Source organism: Bacillus sp. 522_BSPC (genome assembly GCF_001076885.1).
Lineage (GTDB): Bacteria > Bacillota > Bacilli > Bacillales > Cytobacillaceae > Niallia > Niallia hominis.
Map to the genome: position 1 here is coordinate 32,171 of NZ_JVDT01000170.1, position 19,990 is coordinate 52,160.

A 19,990-nucleotide genomic window follows, 5' to 3' on the forward strand; every position below is an offset into this window, starting at 1 on the left:
ATTACCTAAAAGCCGCCATTTATTTCAAAATGTGAACTTTTTCACATTTATAACATCGTCATTTTATCATTGCATTCTCTTACTGTCTATCGACTTTTTAGTGTACAAAACCCTGTAAAACAGCTCATTTCCGGATTAATCATTGTCGTAATAGTGTTTATCAGTGACCTTTTAAAATATGGAGAATTTATGACAAAAATCATTCGTTCGTAATTGTTGCAAAAATGTGAACAACCGTAATTTTTAAATGTATACATTCTATGAAGTCCATAGACAGATAAAAACCACATTGTTATATTAGTATTGTTCAAAACTTCACAAGAAAGAAATTAACCAATTAAGGGAGTGAATAGGAAGAATGGACAAAAAAAATATTGTCATAATCGGAGCAGGTTATGCAGGCGTTCATGCCGCAAAAAAGCTTGCTAAAAAGTATAAAAAAGATGATTCGGTTTCCATTACACTTATAGATAGACATTCCTATCATACAATGATGACTGAATTACATGAGGTTGCTGCACACAGAGTAGAACCAGATGCTATTCAATTTGATTTACGTCGTTTATTTAATCGCACAAAGGTGAAATTAGTTACAGACAATGTTAAACATGTTGATTATCAAAGTAAATTAGTAACGACAGAACACGGACAATTTTCCTTCGATTATTTAATCTTGGGAATGGGTGGCGAACCAAATGATTTTGGCACACCTGGAGTACAAGAAAACGGATTTACCCTTTGGTCTTGGGAAGATGCTGTTAGATTAAGAGAGCATATTGAGAAAATCGTTCGTAAAGCAGCTAACGTTCATGACGAAGCTACTAGAAAAGCAATGCTAACCTTTACTGTCTGTGGTTCTGGGTTCACAGGAATTGAAATGGTTGGGGAACTTATTGAATGGAAAGAGAGATTGGCGAAAGACTATAAATTAGACGCAGAAGATATTACTTTATATGTGGTCGAAGCTGCTCCTACTATATTAAATATGCTTGAGCGCAGAGATGCTGATAAAGCAGAAAGCTATATGGTGAAACAAGGCGTTAAGATCCTAAAAAGCTCTCCAATCGTTGAAGTAAAAGAAGATGCTATTGTTTTAAAATCCGGCGAAGAGCTTCCAACCTATACGCTTATTTGGACTGCAGGGGTTCGCGCAAATTCTGATACAAAAGATTATGGTATGTCTGCAGGAAGAGCAGGACGTTTAAAAGTAAATGCTCATATGGAATCAGAAGATTATAAAGATGTATATGTAGTTGGTGACTTAGCATATTTTGAAGAAGAGCCTGGAAAGCCTACTCCTCAAATTGTTGAAGCTGCTGAACAAACTGCTCTAACAGCTGCAAAGAATATCATTGCAGAGATTAGCGGCGGCGAAAAAGAAGCATATAAAGGGAAATACCACGGGGTAATGGTATCAATCGGAGCTAGATACGGTGTTGCGAATTTAAGTGGTATGCATTTAAGTGGTTGGTTTGCAAACTTCATGAAACATATGGTTAATCTATATTATTTCTTTGGCATCGGAAGCGGCTATTATATGTACCAATATGTGATGCATGAGTTTTTCCATACAAAAGATAAACGTAATATATTCCGTGACTTCTTAACACGCTATGGAAATGTTCTTTGGAGTTTACCTTTACGTGTCTTTGTTGCAGGTTTCTGGATAATAGAAGCTTGTGCAAAACTTTGGGGTGAATCTACATGGAAAGATTCTATCTCTAGCTGGTCTAAGGTTCCAAACCTATTCAATGGTCTAGGAGAAGATTCTTGGCTAACAGCTACTAGTGTAAAAATGCCGTTTGAATGGCTACAAACTGCAACAAGCGGTGCGAGTGAAGCCGCTACTTCTACTGACTTTGCGACACCGATTTTAAGCAAAATGCCATTCTGGTTTGAATGGATTATGAAAATCATGCTGCCAACACCAGAAGTTGCACTATTTATGCAAAAAATGATGATCTTTATTGAATTAGCAATTGGATTAGCAATTCTAGCTGGTTTATTCACATGGTTAGCAAATGCTGCGAGTGCTGCTTTCTTAGTAATGTTTACACTAACTGCAATGCTTGGATGGGATAAAGTTTGGGCATTGCCAGCATCAATCGCCTTGATGAACGGATCTGGTCGTACATTTGGATTAGATTATTGGGTTATTCCGTTCCTTCAAAGAAAATTAGGTGACTGGTGGTATGGAAAAGAACGAGCGATTTATAAGGATTATAAGTAATGAAATAATATGCTAGAAACATAGAGAATGCATTATTTTCCATGTTTCTAGCAATCCTCCTGAATCAGTAAAGGAGAAAAAAGAAGCTAATTGAATTTATTCCTTGATCATGTCTAAAAGCTAAGCTTTGAAATTAGTTGATTGCTTTTTGCTCCAAGCTCTTTATTTGACTATAGGGTTTATTCCTTTGAATGAAGAGGAAGATCAAAATTCACTCTATTCTTTTTTGTCCTATACTGATTAATAGGTATCAGTATTTATTTAACCTACAATCAACTTATTTATAGGAAAAATAACATCCGCAAGAATGGAAGTTGAGAATATGACGAAAAATCAACGCCTTGTATATATAGCACTGCTTGCGTCACAAGCTGTAATAATAAGCTTACTAGAACGGGCTATTCCATTTCCATTTGCCTTTGCACCTGGAGCAAAGCTTGGATTAGCAAATATTATTACATGCTTAGCTCTTTACACACTTCCTACAAGAGATGCATTTAAAGTAATTGCGATTCGCCTTTGCTTAGCGACACTATTAGGAGGAACGCTTTCTACCTTTATGTATAGTGCAAGCGGGGCTCTGTTAAGCTTTATTGGCATGTGGAGTGTAAAGCAGCTTGGCACCAAACGAATTAGCTTAATAGGAGTAAGTACCACCGGGGCTATTCTCCATAATATTGGTCAATTAGCTGTTGCAAGCTTTGTTGCACAAACATGGACTGTATTTTTATATTTGCCTATTTTATCCTTTATCGGCATCTTATCAGGAATAGCCATAGGAATACTTGCCAACTATCTAATCACACATGTAGAAAAACTACAATATTATAGAGATTTATCGGAAATAAACGAATCTAGTAATGAAAGAGGTTAGAGTATGCGTGTACATCAAATGTGGGATACGTATCCGGAATTAAAGAATGACTTGTCAAAAGTACTTCAATTAATTGAAAGCAATATTCGTGTTCGTGACAAAGTAGTAGAAAAAACGATTAAAGATTTAATCTATTCAGGTGGCAAATTACTTAGACCTGCTTACTCCCTGCTTTGTTCACAAGTAGGTCCTTCTAAAGACAAAAACCGCGCGATAGCAGTTGCAGCTGCATTGGAAACATTGCATATGGCTACATTAATCCATGATGACGTTATTGATGAATCACCTACACGGCATAATATTCCCACAATCCATGCTCATAATGGAAATAAGTTTGCCATCTATGCAGGTGATTATCTATTCTGCGTTTGTTTTACGATTTTATCTAAACACGCAACGTCTCTATCTCATTTAGAATTTAATGCTCGCAGCATGGAAAAAATTTTAAGCGGAGAATTAGATCAATTAAATGCCCGATATCAATCTAAAGTGACGGTTAAAAATTACTTAACAAGAATCTCTGGAAAAACTGCCCAGCTTTTTGCTGTAAGCTGCTATTCCGGTGCTATAGAAAGTGAAGCTAGCCGACCACTCGCTATGAACGCTTGGAATATGGGACATTATATCGGCATGGCCTTTCAAATTATGGATGATATTCTAGATTATAAAGGAGATAGCTTAACATTAGGCAAGCCTGTGTTGGCAGATATTAAACAAGGTCATTATAATTTGCCGCTCATTTATGCAATTCAAGCGAATCCTAAAGAACTGATTCCTATTTTAGATAAAAAAGACGCGTTGACTGATGAGGATATGCAACAGATTTCTGAACTTATTTCTAAATATAAAGGGGTAGAAAAAGCAGAGCTCCTTGCTAAAAAATATACTGAAAAAGCAATCAAACAACTTAATAAATTACCTGATGGAGATTATAAACAGCATCTTTATGCCATTACAAATAGTTTATTGAAACGGAAAGTGTAATCTTTCTAAAAAATCCGAGCCTTTCTATCCAAGTTGATTATAGATTGGACTCGGATTTTTTCTGTTAAAGGGCAACTATTAGCTTGTATACTTATCTTTAAATTCCCAAAATCCCGGAATACTTTCTAAATCATATTGATAAGCAGACTCTATTAGCATGATTTTCAGTTCTTGTGAAAGATCCGTCCTGTCATTCGGATTTGTCCTATTCATTAGTTTATTGACCTTTGGCTCAAACAGCTTAATTAATTCCATTAACATTTCAGGATCTACTTTTGCTCTTTTTACGATTGTATACATATCTGTCATTTGCCATTTTCCTTTCGTTGATTTGGTTTCATTTCGTTCCATTCCTTCAGAAGCTGATCTATTTTTTTGTCTAATCGAAGCAGAACAAATAATGATAATGTTAAGGGAAAACCAAAGTTACTGATCATTGTCATCCATTGAGTCATATCTATCAATTCCATCCACCTTCCTCCTTCCGTTCATAAATGAAAGAATTCGTTGTAAAGCTACTTTTCGTGTTTTTGAAACATATTGTTGCGATGTACCAATTGTTCGAGCAATTTCTGTATCCGTTAATTTATATAGATATGCATAGGTTAGAATGTCTCGTTGTGAAGTGGTCAAACTAAGAATGGCTGAATAAATCATCTTATCTGCAATATACTCCTCCACACTTGCTCGCAAGACCTCCTTCTCCACCATCCTTTCTATTTCAGCCTCTTTATCATATAGAGTAATGTCCTTCTCTCCCCCAGCTTCCCTTTCAGCAAGTATTAACGGAAATCTTTTCTGATACATTGTTAAGTTTTTATTAAAATTAATGGTGCTATACTCCATGGAAGAAGTAATATACGCAGTAAATCGAATGGTAAAAAAATGCTTTTTAAAGGCTTCATCCAGCTTTTCTTTATTTTCCTTTGTTGGGAATTCTATCGCCTTTTTTAATAGAAGTAAATTTATCTTTTTTTCCAAAAAGCTTTTTACAATTGGATTGCTTAATAATGATTTATTATCCTGCAAGAACGCGGTAAAAGCCTCTGATTGAAAAGAACGGCATTCCTTCATACTCAAGCCTCCCAAAAGGAACATATGTTCTGTTTTTGTTGTAAAAAAAGGGACTAATCTTCATTAGCCTCTTTCTATTCATATATGCTATTTCTACCTCCTTCTATATTATAAAGAAAGATTTATCGTAAAAATAACAACCACTTGTCCTAATTTCATTTAATCGATTACGGATAACTTAATATCAAAGATAACATTGTATGTATTCTCTTCCAATACGACAAAAGTCCAATTTTTTGCTAAAATCGATGTAAAGGAATGAAAGGATTCCTTCGATAAAGTGATTGTTCCCAATACTTCTCCTCGGTCCTCAAAGTCTCTTCCCTCTACTAATTGATATTTTAATGATAAAAGTCTTTTTAACGTTCCCTTTGTTAAAAAGGTTATTTCATATTCATCTGCAATAATCGCTTTTACGCCTGTCTTATTTTTTTCATAATAGGAGAAAAGTGTTTCCCAATCAGGCAAACCATTACCACAGCTTTGAAAAAAAATAAGATCCTTGCTTTCCAAAGCCTGTATAATCGCTTCTTCCTTATATCCATTACTTTTTACTTGTTCCAGCATTATCGCATAATTCAACGCTACTTTTACCACAAAAAACCTGCTCCCTTCACATTTCATATTGATTTCAAAACGAGAAAAAGATAAATTGATAGAAAGACTTTTATTAAACAGCCTTCTTTTTACTATTGAATAGTTTAAGTATAATCTATTTTAAAAGGAGTGAGGAAGAATGATTAAACAAAATCCATTTGTTCCATTTAGCATTGCAATGGTTACCCCGTTTGATGATAAGGAAAATCTCTCATTAAGCGGTATTTATTCTTTAATAGATTACTATAAAAAAAATCAGGTTCCTGCACTGCTTATCAGTGGTTCAACAGGAGAGCAGCATTCGATGTCCATCGAGGAACGCATAACCCTCTTACGAGAAGCACGGTTAGCTGGAGAAGAAAAGCTCCTTCTTATCGGAGGAGTTGCTGCTGTAAGAACATCTGACGCTATTCGATTGGCGGAAGCTGCCCAACGAGAAAATCTAGATGGAATTATGCTAGGGTTTCCTCCTTATTTACGAATGAGCCAAAGAGAAGCAGCTGAATACGTGAAAAAAGTGTGTGCTGTGACTGATTTACCAATTATGCTCTATAATAATCCATCACGTACTGGATTTAACTTAGAATTAACTACTTTATACGATTTAGTAGAGTCCTGCCCGCAAATCCAAGCTTTAAAGGAAGCAGGTAATCCTAGCAATGCACCTCTAGTAAAAAATAAGCTTGGTCCTTCCTTCTCCGTGTTAACTGGATTCGATATTCATCTTTTAGATAATATGCAAAACGGTTATGACGGAATCACTAGTATAATAGGAAATATTTTTCCAAAAGAAATACAACAAATTGTTCAATTGGGAAAAAATAATGAATGGAAACTTGCAGAAGACCAATTGTCTAAACTACTGCCAACCATGCATACCATCTTAGAAATAGGAACACTGCGAGCCATCAAATATGTACTAACAGAAAATAATATTAATGCAGGAATATGTAGAGAGCCACTATCCATTTTGAGTAAACAAGAAAAGGCATCATTAAGCGATATTTTTAATAAAGGAGAGGTACGATGAAAAAGTACAGTAAATTCCTCCTATTATTAGCCTTATTGATTTTAGCCTCTTGTAGCAATAATGGAGAAAATACCTCTTCCTCTAAAAAAGAAACGTTTTCTTTAACGATCTCTGCAGCAGCAAGCATGCAAGATTCATTAAATACGATCAAGAAGAAATTCGAGGAGGAACATCCAGACATTACATTAACCTTTAACTTTGGTTCATCAGGAGCTTTGCAGCAACAGATTGCTCAAGGAGCACCGGTTGATTTATTTTTCTCAGCTGCACAGGATAAGCTAGATCTTTTGGTTGACGATGGACTGATTAAAGAGTCCGATCATATCGACTTAGTAAAAAACAATTTAGTTCTGATTACAAATAAACAATCTAATGTAACGATTAATCGTTTCGCTGATCTTGAAACATTAGATAAGGAAAAAATCGCCATCGGCATACCAGAATCAGTACCCGCAGGAAATTATGCGAAAGAGACGCTTCAAACTCTTCACATATGGGAAAAAGTACAGGAGAATATCATTACCGCAAAAGATGTTCGTCAAGTATTGTCATATGTTGAAACAAACAATGTGGCAGCAGGGATTGTTTATGGAACAGATGCAAAGACATCTGATTCTGTAGAAGTCGTTGCCACTGCGGAGGAATCAAGTCATTCCCCGATTGTCTATCCGATTGGCATCATCAAGGACAGCAAAAATTACGAGGCAGCAAAAACGTTTTATGACTATCTGCAAACACCAACTAGTTTAAAGGTTTTCGAGGAAGATGGATTTATTGTTAACTAAAGAGGAATGGTCAAATTTTTGGTCCCCCCTCTGCCTATCCTTACAAGTTTCTCTGGTTGCCACTATTGTCGTCATAGTTAGTGGCACAATACTTGCTGCCAAGTTAGCCAGAAAAAAATTTAAGGGAAAGGCATTGCTTGAAACTTGTTTACTTTTGCCAATCGTTCTTCCTCCAACTGTTACTGGTTTCCTACTACTCGTTCTGTTTGGTAGAAATAGTATCCTCGGTAAAGTAATCGAATGGATCTTTCATCAGCCTGTCATTTTTACATGGTGGGCTGCAGTAATTGCTGCATTTATCGTATCCTTTCCTTTAATGTATCAATCAGCTAAAGCAGGATTTATTCAAATTGATCGCTCAATCGAGGAGGCAGCACGAGTCGATGGGGCAAATGAATGGAAAGTACTCACATCCATTTCCATTCCACTTGCTTCCCACTCTATCCTTTCTGGAAGTATCCTTAGCTTTGCCAGAGGGCTAGGAGAATTTGGGGCCACCTTAATGTTTGCAGGGAATATTCCTGGAAAAACACAAACCTTGCCTACCGCTATTTATGTTGCTATCGATAATGGAAATATGCGAATGGCTTGGATTTGGGTACTATCCATCACGATTATTTCTTTTATAATGCTAGCTTTGTGCCAGCCGAAGCAACGATAATCTTTTCCTTTGACAATGTATTTCCTTATAAAGTAGTGTTAATACTTCTTACTGCAGAGGACATATTATGAAAGCAACAGACAAGCATATCATTTGGCACTTTCCCTCTCTCTGTTTTAATCTAAAATGGACAATAATCCACATTTTTGTGGAATTAAGGAGATGATTTTGTATGAAAATTACGTATCATGGTCAATCCACTATTGAAATTAGTACAGAAGGAAAATCATTGGTTATTGATCCGTTTATTAGTGGCAATCCTTCCGCAGTTTCTAAAGTGGAGGAAATGAAAGTAGATGCTGTTCTTTTGACACATGCTCATATGGATCATATTCTCGACGCTGCACCAATCGCTAAAGCAAATAATGCCCCGGTTGTCGCTAATCCAGAATTAGCTGCCTATATGTCATGGAAGGGCGTGGAAACAATTGGGATGAATATCGGAGGAACACTGGATTTAGAATTTGCAAAAGTGAAAATGACACATGCATTCCACAGCTCAGGGATTATTGATGAAGAAAATAAAAACATCTTATATGGCGGAATGCCAGCTGGATATATTATTGAAGCAGAGGAAAAAGTGTTGCATCACGCTGGAGACACTGGACTATTTGGCGATATGAAAATGATTGGGGATCGTCATAATTTAGATGTTGTTTTCCTACCAATCGGAGACCATTTTACAATGGGAACTGAAGATGCACTACAAGCAGCCGAATGGTATCAAGCAAAACTAATTATTCCTATTCATTACAATACATTCCCTGTTATTGAACAAGACGCAAAAGCATTTGTCAACAAGCTTGAAGAACTTGGATTTAAAGGGAAAGTATTAGAGTTAGGTGAGACCTTCGAATTATAAGAAAACGGAGGCGCCGTACAAACTGGAAGAACTTCGACTGATATAAAGGAAACACGATGAGCGTTAGTGAATCGATGTTGACTTATCGTGGGGAGAAGATCTGAAAGTTTGCTAGGCGGTATTCGCTGGAGCTAGACAATAAGATAAGCGGAGAGCACCCGGTTAGGGGCGTGTAGGCTTCAGAAAATTTCTACTTTCTTAACAGTTAATAAAAATATTTTAGTAAGAAGTCCAGCCTTCATCAGCTGCGATGTTCCTGCTGATTTAATTTGCGCTTATCACTTTCTATATGTACATCTAGAAACCTTTAATGTCTCCAATTAACAGCAAAATCAATTAAAATATTTGAACATGTACAAAGACATGCCTTGTTTTATAAGCTAGTTTTTTCTTCTGACTTCCTATATGATCACCAACAGCATATTTATCAGACTTTAAAGAATGTGAATAAAGAAGATTTTGAGTATGCACTAGTAGATTCACACATCAACCGAAATCTTCCTATCAGTTATCAGGCTAATGCAATTGTCGGGATGATTAGGGAGTGGTTCAAGGGGGATTTTGGTATCCTTGTGAATATATGGCGGAACAATTATTAGCATTTATTCATAGTAACCAGTCACCCCCATCAAAAATCAAGATATTAAACTAATTTCATTAGATTTGACACCAAAGAAGGCTGATATCGCGCAAATAAAAGGGATATCAGCCTAAGTTTTGGCTTTTATTATCCAAAACTATTGCATTATCAGCATAAGTTTCGTTTTTTCAGTCAATGTTTCATTTTATCAGCCAAATCTTCTCCTTTATCAGCCATTGTTTCATTTTATCAGCCAAATCTTCTCCTTTATCAGCCATTGTTTCATTTTATCAGCCAAAACTCCTCCTTTATCAGCCATTGTTTCGTTTTATCAGCCAAATCAATCCCAAATAACAAAAAGGCCGTCCATTAAGGACAGCCCCTATTATTTATTACATTACTTTACTTTCTTCTTCCCATTGAGCAATTTCTTTTACTCTTGCTTCCACTTGTTCTGGAGTAAGACCATGATGTTTAACATAGAAGTTTCTTGGATGCGTACGGCACTCGTGGCTACAGCTTCTCATATACTTCTCTTCATTTTCTTCACTGCAAAGCATTTTGCGGTTACACTCTGGGTTTGCACAGTTTACATATCTCTCGCATGGCTCACCAGTAAAGAAGTCACGTCCAACGATAACATGCTCTTTTTGATTGACTGGCACACTGATTCTTTGGTCGAACACATAGCATTGACCATCCCAAAGCTCGCCTTGTACTTCTGGATCTTTACCGTAAGTCACAATTCCACCATCTAATTGACTTACATCTTCAAAGCCCTCTTTCATTAACCAGCCAGAGAACTTCTCACATCTTACTCCACCAGTACAGTAAGTAAGAATTTTCTTACCTTCTAGCATCTCTTTATTTTCTTTAATCCATTGTGGCAGTTCTCTAAATGTTTCAATCTCCGGCTTAATAGCACCTCTAAAATGACCAAGATCATATTCATAATCGTTACGAGCATCAATTACGATTGTATTTGAATCTTGCATTTGCTCATAGAATTCTGTTGGTTTTAAGTGCTTACCAGTTAATTCAAGTGGATCTACATCATCTTCTAAGCTTAAGTTCACTAATTCTTTTTTATGGCGAACATGCATTTTCTTAAAAGCATGTCCATCCACTTCATCAATTTTAAAGATAGTATCACTAAAGCGAGGATCCTGTCTCATCGCTTCCATATACTTATCTGTTTGCTCTACCGTACCAGAAACTGTTCCATTAATCCCTTCATGGGAAATAAGAATACGACCTAATAATCCAAGCTCTTTACAAAAAGCTAAATGCTCTTGTGTTAACTCTTCCGGATTTTCAATCGGTACATATTTATAATAAAGTAATACTCGATATTCACTCATTATTTCAACACCCTATTCCTTCTAAAATTATCTATAATAACTATACACCAATTGTGCTAATAGTAAAAACCAATCGCTTCTTTATAAAATCGCAAACAAACAGAAAGAGACTTCACCCATTGAAATCTCCCCCTGCTTAAAATTAAAGTTAAAATAATTATAATGTAATACGAGATAAAAAGAAAGATGCAGATTTTACCTAGTATATATTCCATTCGATATTTATCCTATACATTCTAGCATAAAAATATAATTCCTGCCTATCTAGAAATGGAAAAAACAATCCCCTTCCATCAAAAAAGGTACCCACTAAATGAGTACCTCGGACACCACTATCATTTCCAGTATATTACTCTCCCCCTTCTATCACTATCGTTTGAAAATGCAACGCACAGCCATATTTAGATTGTTGAAAAATTTGCTCTAAGTAAGATTGTACTTCCGTTACATTTAACGCTGACTCTACCTGAATGTTTGCCTTTATATTATTTAGAATCTCTACATCTGTTTGAACTTTAGCATCCTGATAATTTTCAAAAAAAGCACGGACATAGTTTATTTGTCCACATAGAAACTGGATAGTATATTGATTCATTTTTTCTCACACTTTAAGCCGAGACATCCGAATCATTTTTTTGTCCTCCATAGCTTACTGCATTGGCTTTATTTGCTGCTATGACAAATGGCAAATAGACAAGAGTAGAGACGGCCAGACACACAAATCCAAGCAATAACGCGATATAATTTCCGCCTGTGCCCAGGAAGGCAATTAACGGTCCTGGTGTAGTCCACGGCACAGAATAGGCAATTGGCGGGATTAATCCAGATACAATGGCAACATATCCGATAATAATATTAATGGCAGGGACAAGAATAAACGGCACGATTAAAATCGGATTCAATACTACTGGCAAACCAAAAATAACTGGTTCATTAATATTAAATATTCCTGGCGCAATCGATAATTTACCAATATCTCTGTAATCCTGCCTTTTCGCAACAATAAAGATAGCAATTAGTAATCCTAGTGTCATTCCAGAGCCGCCATAGTTCGCAAAAGCATCGTTAATCGCCCAAGTTACTGGATATGGAGCTCCCCAAGCAGTCCCATGCTCCGCAACAAAGTTAAGGTTTTCTAAATTCGCCTCTGCAAACATTGCTTCACGAATAGCAGCAATCGTATTGGGACCATGAATACCGAATACCCATAAAAGATTGGAAACAATCGCTAATATAACAAGAGAAACGATATTTGTGCCTAGGCTTTTTAATGGTGTCTGAATTACGGCATAAATAAATCCGTGCAGGCCATCGGGATAAATAGCATTAATTAAAGCGTTTATAATAGCGAACAAAACAGTAATAATAATAATTGGGAATAATACCTTAAAAGAACGAGAAACAGCTGGAGGAACAGAATCAGGCATATTAATTTGAAGCCTTTTCGATTTAGATAATTTACTGAAAAGCTCTCCAACTAACAACCCCACAATTAATGCAACAAATAATCCTTGTGCACCGACCCATTGAGTCGTTAAGAAATTTGTCCCATCTACATTTGTATATGGTGGGTATATTATAAAAAATACAGAAAGACCAGTAAGCCCACTTAATAATTCATCTGCTTTGAGAGAGATCGCCATATTTCTGGCAACGAGGAAGACAATAAACATGGATAAAATATTAACTGATCCATTTAGAACCGGCGAGAAAACAGATTGTAGATCTGCTAAATTGGGAAATAATTTATGCAAAAATAAGATTTTAGCTATAAAGCCATCTGGAGCTAAAACGGCAAAATTTAGTAAGACAATTAATGAACCTGCAAGTGTAATAGGAAAAGATAGAATAAATGCATCACGGATTGCAACTATATGTCTTTGTGAGTTTAATTTTGCTGCAACTGGCACTAATGTTTTCTCCGCAAACTTCTCAAAAGCGGCCATAAAACCCATTGTAAAACTCCCCCCAAATAAATGTCATTATATTCACAGTTAGAAACTGTTTTATTTTGCAGGCTTCTCTAGTTGCAAATTGCATATCCATTAAGCTATTAATTCTAACGCCCTTTCTAATACTGCCTTTCCATTCATCGTGCCATATGCTCTCATATCGATTACTTCCACTGGTACTCTTCCAGCTATAATCTCTTCTACCTGTGGTTTTTGGTAACGAACCTGTGGTCCTAATAAAACGACATCTACTTCATGAGCAACTTTTTGACATTCTGACACTGGCAACGCGAAAATTTCTAGCTCTACCCCTTTCTCTTTTGCCGCATCCTTCATTTTATTTACCAATAAACTAGTGGACATTCCTGCTGCACATACTAATAGCAATTTCTTCATTTTATTCCCTCCCTATTTTCATAACCAAAACATCATATTCTGCCTTCCTTCTAAATTGTATACGCTTTCAAATATAATACAATAAAAAATAAACACTTAGTATCTTTTTTCTTCAGTAGGAATTTGTTACATTTTAGTCACAACCTGTTTTATACTAAATGGTGAATATAGGAAAACTAATTTTTAGAGTAGGAGGGGGAAATTTGTTCACAAATGAAATGATCCAATCCTTTAATGATTTGGAAATGCTACTCTATAACTATGTTACAAAAAATATTGAAAAGGTTATTTACATGCGCATTAGAGAATTATCTGACGAAACACACGTCTCCACTTCTAGTATTTTAAGGTTTTGTCGAAAACTAAACTGTGATGGTTTTTCCGAGTTTAAGATTAAATTAAAATTATATTTAGATAGAAATGAACAAGAAAACTTAAAATCAACAAAATACTATCTTTCTGAGTTTTTGGAACGGACAATGAAAGGGAACTTCGAAACGTACATACATGAAACAGCTGAAATGGTAAACCAATCGAATAAAGTCATATTTGTAGGAACAGGCAGTTCTGGAATTTTAGCAGAGTATGGGGCAAGATACTTTTCCAGCTTAGGAAAATTCTCTACTTTTATTAAAGACCCCTTTTATCCAATTAATAGTAAAGAATTAAAAAACAGTACAGCCATTATCTTATCTGTTTCTGGTGAAACGGATCATACACTACATCTTGCAAATCAATTAAAATTAGAAGGCTGCAACATCATCAGTATCACCAATAGCAAAAACTGCCAATTGGCAAAAATTTCCGATATCAACATTGCCTATTATGTTACAGAAGTTTATATAGGAGAATCGAATATTACATCCCAATTACCGGTAATGTATATACTAGAGGAAAGCGCTCACACCGTAAAAAGGAACAGTAAAAAAAATACAACGGAACTGTAGACATAAGATTAGAGGATTAACCTTAACAGCTTAAGATAAACCCAAACAATTATACGCAATCCCGACAAATGATTCATATAATTGTTTGGGCTTTTTTTAAAGTATTCCAGGAAGTTTGTCGCTATTACTACCTACGTCCCATAACATACACTTCTCTTTCCATAGGGAAAGTTTATATTTGAATAGTTGGCGGTGGCTGTTCTAGCCAACTATTTTCAATCATCAAATCTGCCCCATCTTTTGCATATTGAGCTATTTCCATGGACAGTCTTTCATAATTGAGCAAAAGGTCACTTCTTTGACTAGCGCCTCCTGCTAATGCATAGTTTCCAACTCCAGAAGCACTTAATAAGCTTATATGAAACATCATTAATTTATCTGAAAATGTACGTACCTTAGAATCAGTAACCCCTATATCCGATGAATTTGGACTTTGTATTCCTTCATCCACTAAAGCATCCATGAATAATTTTAAATGCTTTTGGGAAATATCCTTTCCTCTTAACATATATGCCCGTACATCTTTATTTGTGGTAGTTTGAGCAAAGGCTAATGTAATCTTCACTCCCAAATTGTTCGTCTGCGTATTCATAAAAAGATGGGAAACCTCTACGGCATTTAAGGGTCTTTTTTTATGGAACAAAGAGAAACCACTTAAGTATTTCTTGCTATCTATGTAGTCAATTTTCTTTGGAATGGAAGTATGCGGTGATCGAATTAACAGACCCTTCTTTTCTAATATTGAATTCGTTAAATGATAAAGCTTGGAAGTATTATGTAATCCATGGTGATAAAAAGCGCTGAGGTCTTCCCTTGTACTCATTGCAAGGAACCCTCCATAAGCCAATAAGCCTGCTTTCGCCATTTGATTAATATATGCTAGACAAAAGGTTTCTGTAAATAAGGCAGGAGCATTGGTATTAACATCTGTTTCTGTAAATCCATTGGGAATGGCGAAATCATCTTTTTGAAAAATCTTTATAAAACGCTTTTCTTGTTTTTGGGCAAACTGAAAAGAAAAACGAATCGCATTAGAGATTTCTCGATCCTTTACATGCTGAAGCATATGCGTTAGAACCTGCTTTGACATACAATTATTCATATAAGATGTCCACAGGGAAGCTATTTCTGAGGATGTTAGCTTTATATTTGATTGAGACACGAAGTAAAACCTCCAGAATTTACATTGTGTTTAGTAGTATTGGCATCCTTTTTTAAATTATGCTTACCACAGCAAAAAAGTAAAACATAATACCCTATATATTCATTATAATAAGAGATACATATAGGCCGAAAATACGAACAAGGAATGATGAGAGGTTTGAAAAATATAGATATGCTGTTTCTTGATTATGCAAATGATAAAAACTTAACAGAAGCAGAGAAAGAGATCACCTATTTCCTTATCCAGAAGAAATTAGCAGGAGAAACATTAAGCATTCGAGCAGCTGCAAATGATCTATTTGTATCCACAGCAACCATTATCCGCCTCTGTAAAAAACTTGGTTTTAGTGGCTATAGTGAATTTATTTACAACCTAAATTTAAAAGTAACAAAAATGCTTGATCAAGAAGTAGAATATGTAGATAGTATTCATCAACCATTGATAGATGCTGTTTCTTCCTTTAAGCAAAATTATAAACAAACAATCGATTCCCTTGATGAAACAAGCATCGAACTATTTCTTGCGCAAATTAATGAAAATAAAATGATTTACTTTTATGGTGCAGGCTTTTCTACGCTTTTTTCTAGCTATTTTGCAAAAAAACTAGAGCTCTTTGGTTATTATGTTTCCAATTCAACAACAAGCGACAGTAGAGCGATTTTTCTCAATAATATTCAAAAATACAAATTGCTCATTGCTTTTTCTCGCTCAGGTGAAACAGCTAAAGTACTAGAGAAAGTGCAAATCGCAAAGGATAAAGGCGTAAAAACAATCCTTTTTACCGGAAACAATAAAAGCTCTACCGCCAAAATTGCTGATATTGTCTTTACCGTCCTCGATCCTACCATTGAGTCTCAACAAGAATTCGAAGTTACCTCTTTTGAATCCAATATGTTTATGCTCATTGATTTACTTTTAATCGTAGCGATTAAAAGAGGGATTGTTAAAGAATATTAATACTTTTTTTATATACACTGTTGAAAGAGGATGCTATCGAACATCCTCTTTCTTTCACTTAAGCCTTGTAACATGTTACAGGATTGAAAGACATTGTACACAATCCTTGCAAACCCTTTCAAATTTACCTGTTCAATTATATACTTTGGTTATTAAAAAGATATGACAACGCTTACCAACAAAGGGAGGTTTTATAGATGAAAAAGGTAGTAAATGGTCTTCAGCTCTTCGGAAAATCTTTATTTGCACCAATTCTCATTCTACCGATTATCGGTCTATTTATCGCATTTGGAAATGTTTTCGGAAACGGAAACTTAGCACAATATATTCCGATTTTAGAAAATCCATTAATTCAAAATACAGGGAAATTTATATCTTCCTCCGCTGTATCGATTTTGCAAAACCTAGCTTTAATCTTCGCTGTCGGTATTCCGATTGGCTTAGCTAAAAAAGATAAAGGATATGCTGCCTTAACTGGCTTAGTTACCTTCGTTATTTTCATAAATGCAATGCATCAAATATTAAGTTTAACTGGTAGCTTAGTAGCACCAGAGCAAATGCAATTATCTGGTCAAGCAATGGTATTAAATGTTCAAGTATTGGAAATGGGTGTTTTTTCTGGAATTCTTCTAGGTGCTCTAGTTGGAATTTTGCACAATAAATACTGCGACACGGAATTCAAAGGTGTTATGGCTATATACTCAGGACATCGCTTTGTAGCTATTTTAGCCATTCCTAGTGCGATGATTTTAGGAGCACTTGCCGCAGAATTTTGGCCATTCGTACAAGATGGTATTACAGCTGTAGCCAGCGGCATTAAAAATTTAGGAGTAGTTGGATTACTTATTTATGGATTCTTAGAAAGAATTCTCATCCCAACTGGATTACATCACTTAGTGTATACTCCATTTCTTTACACAGAATTAGGTGGAGTTGCAAATATCGGAAATGAAATTATTTATGGCGCCCGAAATATCTATTTTGCCGAAATGGCAGACTCAAGCATTAAAGTATTAAGCAGTACAGTGAACTGGGATGCTCGCGGTTTAAGCAAAATGTTTGGACTTATGGGAGCAGCACTAGCAATGTATGTAACTGCAGATAAAAAGAAAAAAACAATCGCAAAAGCAATTCTTCTTCCTGCAGCCTTTACCTCCTTCTTACTAGGAGTAACAGAGCCTTTAGAATTTGCTTTCCTTTTCACCGCACCAATCTTGTTTGTCCTACATGCTGTTCTTTCTGGTGTGGGTATGATGCTCTTAAGTATCTTTCATGTACATGCAATTGGCGCAAATGGATTTATTGATTTCTTACTATATAATTTACCGCTTGGAACAACAAAGTCCAACTGGCCAATGTTTATCTTAGTAGGATTACTAATGGCAGTTATCTATTTTATCCTTTTCCGCTTCTTAATTCTTAAATTTAATTTAAAAACACCAGGTCGTGAAGAAGATATGATAGCAGCTGAAACAAATGAATTAGCTAATGCAGAGGCAGCTGTATCTGGTGGAACGACAAATGATTCGCCATCAGCTTTAGGGGCAACTATTGTCGATGCATTGGGCGGAAAAGCAAACATTGAAAATGTTGATAATTGCTATACAAGATTACGCCTAATTTTAAAAGATCCAAATGCAGTAGATGAACTGATATTAAAACAAACAGGATCCAAAGGAATTATCAAATCAGGAAATAATGTCCAAGTCGTATATGGTTTAAATGTTAAATCTGTTCGAGATCAAGTAGACCAACAATTAGGAGGAATTTAAGATGAAAACATATAAATTAGCAGTTGCAGGCGGGGGAAGCACATACACTCCAGGAATTATTCGTAGCTTAATGGACCGATTAGAAGATCTACCACTTTCTGAAATTCGCTTCTACGATATTGACGGAGAAAGACAGTCTAAAGTAGTCGTAGCTGCAAAGGCCGTCATTGAAGAATATACAGATAAAATTAAAGTCATTGATACAACAGATCCACAAACAGCCTTTGAAGATGTAGACTTTGTATTTGCCCAAATGAGAGTTGGAAAATATGCAATGCGTGAACTCGATGAGAAAATTCCCCTTTCCCATCATGTAGTTGGGCAAGAAACATGTGGACCTGGCGGATTGGCTTACGGACTGAGAACTATCTCTCCAATGATTGAGCTGATCGATTATGTAGAAAAATATGCTAAAGAAACAGCATGGATTGTAAACTACTCCAATCCAGCATCCATTGTGGCAGAAGGTGTTCGTAAGCTTCGACCAAATTCAAGAGTCTTAAACATTTGTGATATGCCTGTTGCAACAATGCGTAATATCGCAGCAATCCTCGGAGTAGAAAGAGAAGAATTAGATGTTGACTACTTTGGTTTAAATCACTTTGGCTGGTTTACAAGCATTAAAGTTGATGGGGTAGAAAGATTGCCAGAAATTCGTGAGCATGTATATAAACATGGATTACTAACAGAAGATGTTTCAAAAATTGACTATCGTCATGCAGATTCTTCCTGGATTAAAACCTTTAAGAATATTAAACTAATCATGGATCATTTTCCAGAATATCTGCCGAATCCATATTTACAATACTATCTGTTCCCAGATCATATTGTGGAAACTTCAAATAAGGAATACACTCGTGCGAACGAAGTAATGGATGGCCGTGAAAAAACATTGTTTGAAACAGTAGATAAATATGAAGAGACTGGTATTTTAGAAGATTCCTTTGCAGTTGGTGTACACGGAACATTTATTGTAGATGTAACAGTATCTCTTGCTCAAAACCTCGGAAAAAGATATTTAGTAATGGTAGAAAACAATGGAACAATTCCAAACTTGCCAAATGATGCGATGATTGAAGTGCCTGCGCTTATTACAAGTGATGGTCCTAAACCTGAATTTGTTGGAGACATTCCTTACTTCTACAAAGCAATGATTGACCAACAATTAGCATCGGAGAAAATTTTAGTGCAAGCCATTGTGGAAGGTTCTTATGAAAAAGCATTACAAGCATTCACATTAAATAAAACCTTACCTTCTGCTAAAGTAGCGAAAGCAGTTCTTGATGATTTAATTGAAGCAAATAAAGAATTCTGGCCAACATTAACAAAAGAATATAAAGAAGGCGTATTAGTGTAAGATTATAATAGGAGGCTGGGACATAAACATTTCAGTTAGCAACAAAGTCGAACAATTATGCGATTAACATGCATAATTGTTCGTTTTTCGTTTTAGAACAAGGTTTTAAAACAAAGTGAAATGGAGCGGAGGACGCTCGACTCCTACGGGAGATGCGAGAAAGTCCGAGACCCTGCAGGAGTGTGAGCTGTGAAGCGGCTCGGCGCTCGCCCCGGTGAGTCGTGCGGTAAGCCTCGGAAAACAAAAACCTACACTAAGTTAGAATGGTTTGCTAACTAATGATTCACCAGGTAATATACTTTTTCAGTGGCCTCGCAGTGAGGAGGCTCAGCTTCCTCCCCGGCGCATCGTGCGTCTGTAGAGCAATGGAACGACTTAGTTTTTACACTTAACTATATTTAAAAAC

Annotated in this window: 21 protein-coding genes; 12 read left to right on the forward strand and 9 right to left on the reverse strand. The window is 35.9% G+C overall.

The genetic code is table 11. The features are described from left to right. The first annotated feature begins 358 nt into the window (after positions 1-358). The 3 genes from ADJ83_RS14645 (at position 359) to ADJ83_RS14655 (ending at position 4,088) form a co-directional block, all read left to right on the forward strand. A complete protein-coding gene (locus ADJ83_RS14645; RefSeq protein ID WP_031535036.1) occupies positions 359-2,230 on the forward strand; it encodes an FAD-dependent oxidoreductase in 1,872 nt (623 codons plus the stop codon). 322 nt (positions 2,231-2,552) lie between these two features. Continuing rightward, positions 2,553-3,104, forward strand: a complete 552-nt coding sequence (locus ADJ83_RS14650; RefSeq protein WP_031535038.1) for a Gx transporter family protein — start codon at positions 2,553-2,555, stop codon at positions 3,102-3,104. Between the two features lie 3 nt (positions 3,105-3,107). Beyond that, on the forward strand, positions 3,108-4,088 hold the full coding sequence (locus ADJ83_RS14655) for a polyprenyl synthetase family protein (RefSeq protein ID WP_031535040.1): 981 nt from the start codon (positions 3,108-3,110) through the stop codon (positions 4,086-4,088). Positions 4,089-4,166: 78 nt separating this feature from the next. Here ADJ83_RS14655 and ADJ83_RS14660 read toward each other — a convergent pair whose 3' ends face one another. The 4 genes from ADJ83_RS14660 to ADJ83_RS14670 all read right to left on the reverse strand — a co-directional run bounded on the left by ADJ83_RS14660 (position 4,167) and on the right by ADJ83_RS14670 (position 5,759). Further along, positions 4,167-4,397 (reverse strand): hypothetical protein, encoded by a 231-nt coding sequence (locus ADJ83_RS14660; RefSeq protein ID WP_031535042.1) that lies wholly within the window; start codon positions 4,395-4,397, stop codon positions 4,167-4,169. Then, complete coding sequence (locus ADJ83_RS24945) at positions 4,394-4,558, reverse strand: YvrJ family protein (protein WP_081836540.1); 165 nt, start codon at positions 4,556-4,558, stop codon at positions 4,394-4,396. Before ADJ83_RS24945 ends, ADJ83_RS14660 begins: the two co-directional genes overlap by 4 nt. Further along, positions 4,515-5,162: a sigma factor-like helix-turn-helix DNA-binding protein gene (locus ADJ83_RS14665; RefSeq protein WP_031535044.1), complete on the reverse strand. Its 648-nt coding sequence runs from the start codon at positions 5,160-5,162 to the stop codon at positions 4,515-4,517. The genes ADJ83_RS24945 and ADJ83_RS14665 overlap by 44 nt, the downstream gene beginning before the upstream one ends. Positions 5,163-5,321: 159 nt before the next feature. Then, complete coding sequence (locus ADJ83_RS14670) at positions 5,322-5,759, reverse strand: hypothetical protein (protein ID WP_031535045.1); 438 nt, start codon at positions 5,757-5,759, stop codon at positions 5,322-5,324. Positions 5,760-5,898: 139 nt separating this feature from the next. Between ADJ83_RS14670 and ADJ83_RS14675 the strand changes: the two genes are divergently transcribed. The 5 genes from ADJ83_RS14675 (at position 5,899) to ADJ83_RS26900 (ending at position 9,696) form a co-directional block, all read left to right on the forward strand. Next, positions 5,899-6,789 (forward strand): dihydrodipicolinate synthase family protein, encoded by an 891-nt coding sequence (locus tag ADJ83_RS14675; protein ID WP_031535048.1) that lies wholly within the window; start codon positions 5,899-5,901, stop codon positions 6,787-6,789. After that, positions 6,786-7,574, forward strand: coding sequence for a molybdate ABC transporter substrate-binding protein (gene modA, locus ADJ83_RS14680; RefSeq protein ID WP_031535050.1), 789 nt, complete (start codon positions 6,786-6,788; stop codon positions 7,572-7,574). Before ADJ83_RS14675 ends, modA begins: the two co-directional genes overlap by 4 nt. Beyond that, on the forward strand, positions 7,555-8,235 hold the full coding sequence (gene modB, locus ADJ83_RS14685; RefSeq protein ID WP_031535053.1) for a molybdate ABC transporter permease subunit: 681 nt from the start codon (positions 7,555-7,557) through the stop codon (positions 8,233-8,235). The genes modA and modB overlap by 20 nt, the downstream gene beginning before the upstream one ends. A 172-nt stretch (positions 8,236-8,407) precedes the next feature. Next, complete coding sequence (locus ADJ83_RS14690; RefSeq protein WP_031535055.1) at positions 8,408-9,097, forward strand: metal-dependent hydrolase; 690 nt, start codon at positions 8,408-8,410, stop codon at positions 9,095-9,097. Between the two features lie 341 nt (positions 9,098-9,438). Beyond that, positions 9,439-9,696: a TetR-like C-terminal domain-containing protein gene (locus ADJ83_RS26900; RefSeq protein WP_353964064.1), complete on the forward strand. Its 258-nt coding sequence runs from the start codon at positions 9,439-9,441 to the stop codon at positions 9,694-9,696. 373 nt (positions 9,697-10,069) lie between these two features. Here ADJ83_RS26900 and ADJ83_RS14695 read toward each other — a convergent pair whose 3' ends face one another. The 4 genes from ADJ83_RS14695 to ADJ83_RS14710 form a co-directional block, all read right to left on the reverse strand. Further along, complete coding sequence (locus ADJ83_RS14695; protein ID WP_109767885.1) at positions 10,070-11,041, reverse strand: rhodanese-related sulfurtransferase; 972 nt, start codon at positions 11,039-11,041, stop codon at positions 10,070-10,072. 346 nt (positions 11,042-11,387) lie between these two features. Beyond that, on the reverse strand, positions 11,388-11,633 hold the full coding sequence (locus ADJ83_RS14700; protein WP_031535058.1) for a hypothetical protein: 246 nt from the start codon (positions 11,631-11,633) through the stop codon (positions 11,388-11,390). Between the two features lie 13 nt (positions 11,634-11,646). Next, the gene (locus ADJ83_RS14705; RefSeq protein ID WP_031535061.1) at positions 11,647-12,993 is read right to left on the reverse strand and encodes a PTS sugar transporter subunit IIC; all 1,347 of its coding nucleotides are present in this window, start codon (positions 12,991-12,993) and stop codon (positions 11,647-11,649) included. Positions 12,994-13,083: 90 nt separating this feature from the next. Further along, entirely contained in the window at positions 13,084-13,386 is a 303-nt protein-coding gene (locus ADJ83_RS14710; protein WP_031535062.1) for a PTS sugar transporter subunit IIB, read from the reverse strand. Between the two features lie 203 nt (positions 13,387-13,589). On the opposite strand from ADJ83_RS14710, the gene ADJ83_RS14715 reads away from it, so the two are divergent. Beyond that, complete coding sequence (locus tag ADJ83_RS14715) at positions 13,590-14,333, forward strand: MurR/RpiR family transcriptional regulator (RefSeq protein WP_031535064.1); 744 nt, start codon at positions 13,590-13,592, stop codon at positions 14,331-14,333. 172 nt (positions 14,334-14,505) lie between these two features. Here the strand turns inward: ADJ83_RS14715 and ADJ83_RS14720 are convergent, their stop codons facing one another. Further along, the gene (locus tag ADJ83_RS14720) at positions 14,506-15,495 is read right to left on the reverse strand and encodes a DUF3231 family protein (RefSeq protein ID WP_031535066.1); all 990 of its coding nucleotides are present in this window, start codon (positions 15,493-15,495) and stop codon (positions 14,506-14,508) included. Between the two features lie 150 nt (positions 15,496-15,645). Here ADJ83_RS14720 and ADJ83_RS14725 point away from each other — a divergent pair, with 150 nt between their 5' ends. The 3 genes from ADJ83_RS14725 (at position 15,646) to ADJ83_RS14735 (ending at position 19,584) form a co-directional block, all read left to right on the forward strand. Then, the gene (locus tag ADJ83_RS14725) at positions 15,646-16,455 is read left to right on the forward strand and encodes a MurR/RpiR family transcriptional regulator (protein ID WP_231512495.1); all 810 of its coding nucleotides are present in this window, start codon (positions 15,646-15,648) and stop codon (positions 16,453-16,455) included. A 197-nt stretch (positions 16,456-16,652) separates the two neighbouring features. Next, positions 16,653-18,227, forward strand: a complete 1,575-nt coding sequence (locus tag ADJ83_RS14730) for a PTS transporter subunit EIIC (protein WP_031535071.1) — start codon at positions 16,653-16,655, stop codon at positions 18,225-18,227. Between the two features lies 1 nt (position 18,228). After that, entirely contained in the window at positions 18,229-19,584 is a 1,356-nt protein-coding gene (locus tag ADJ83_RS14735) for a 6-phospho-alpha-glucosidase (protein WP_031535073.1), read from the forward strand. Positions 19,585-19,990: the final 406 nt, after the last annotated feature.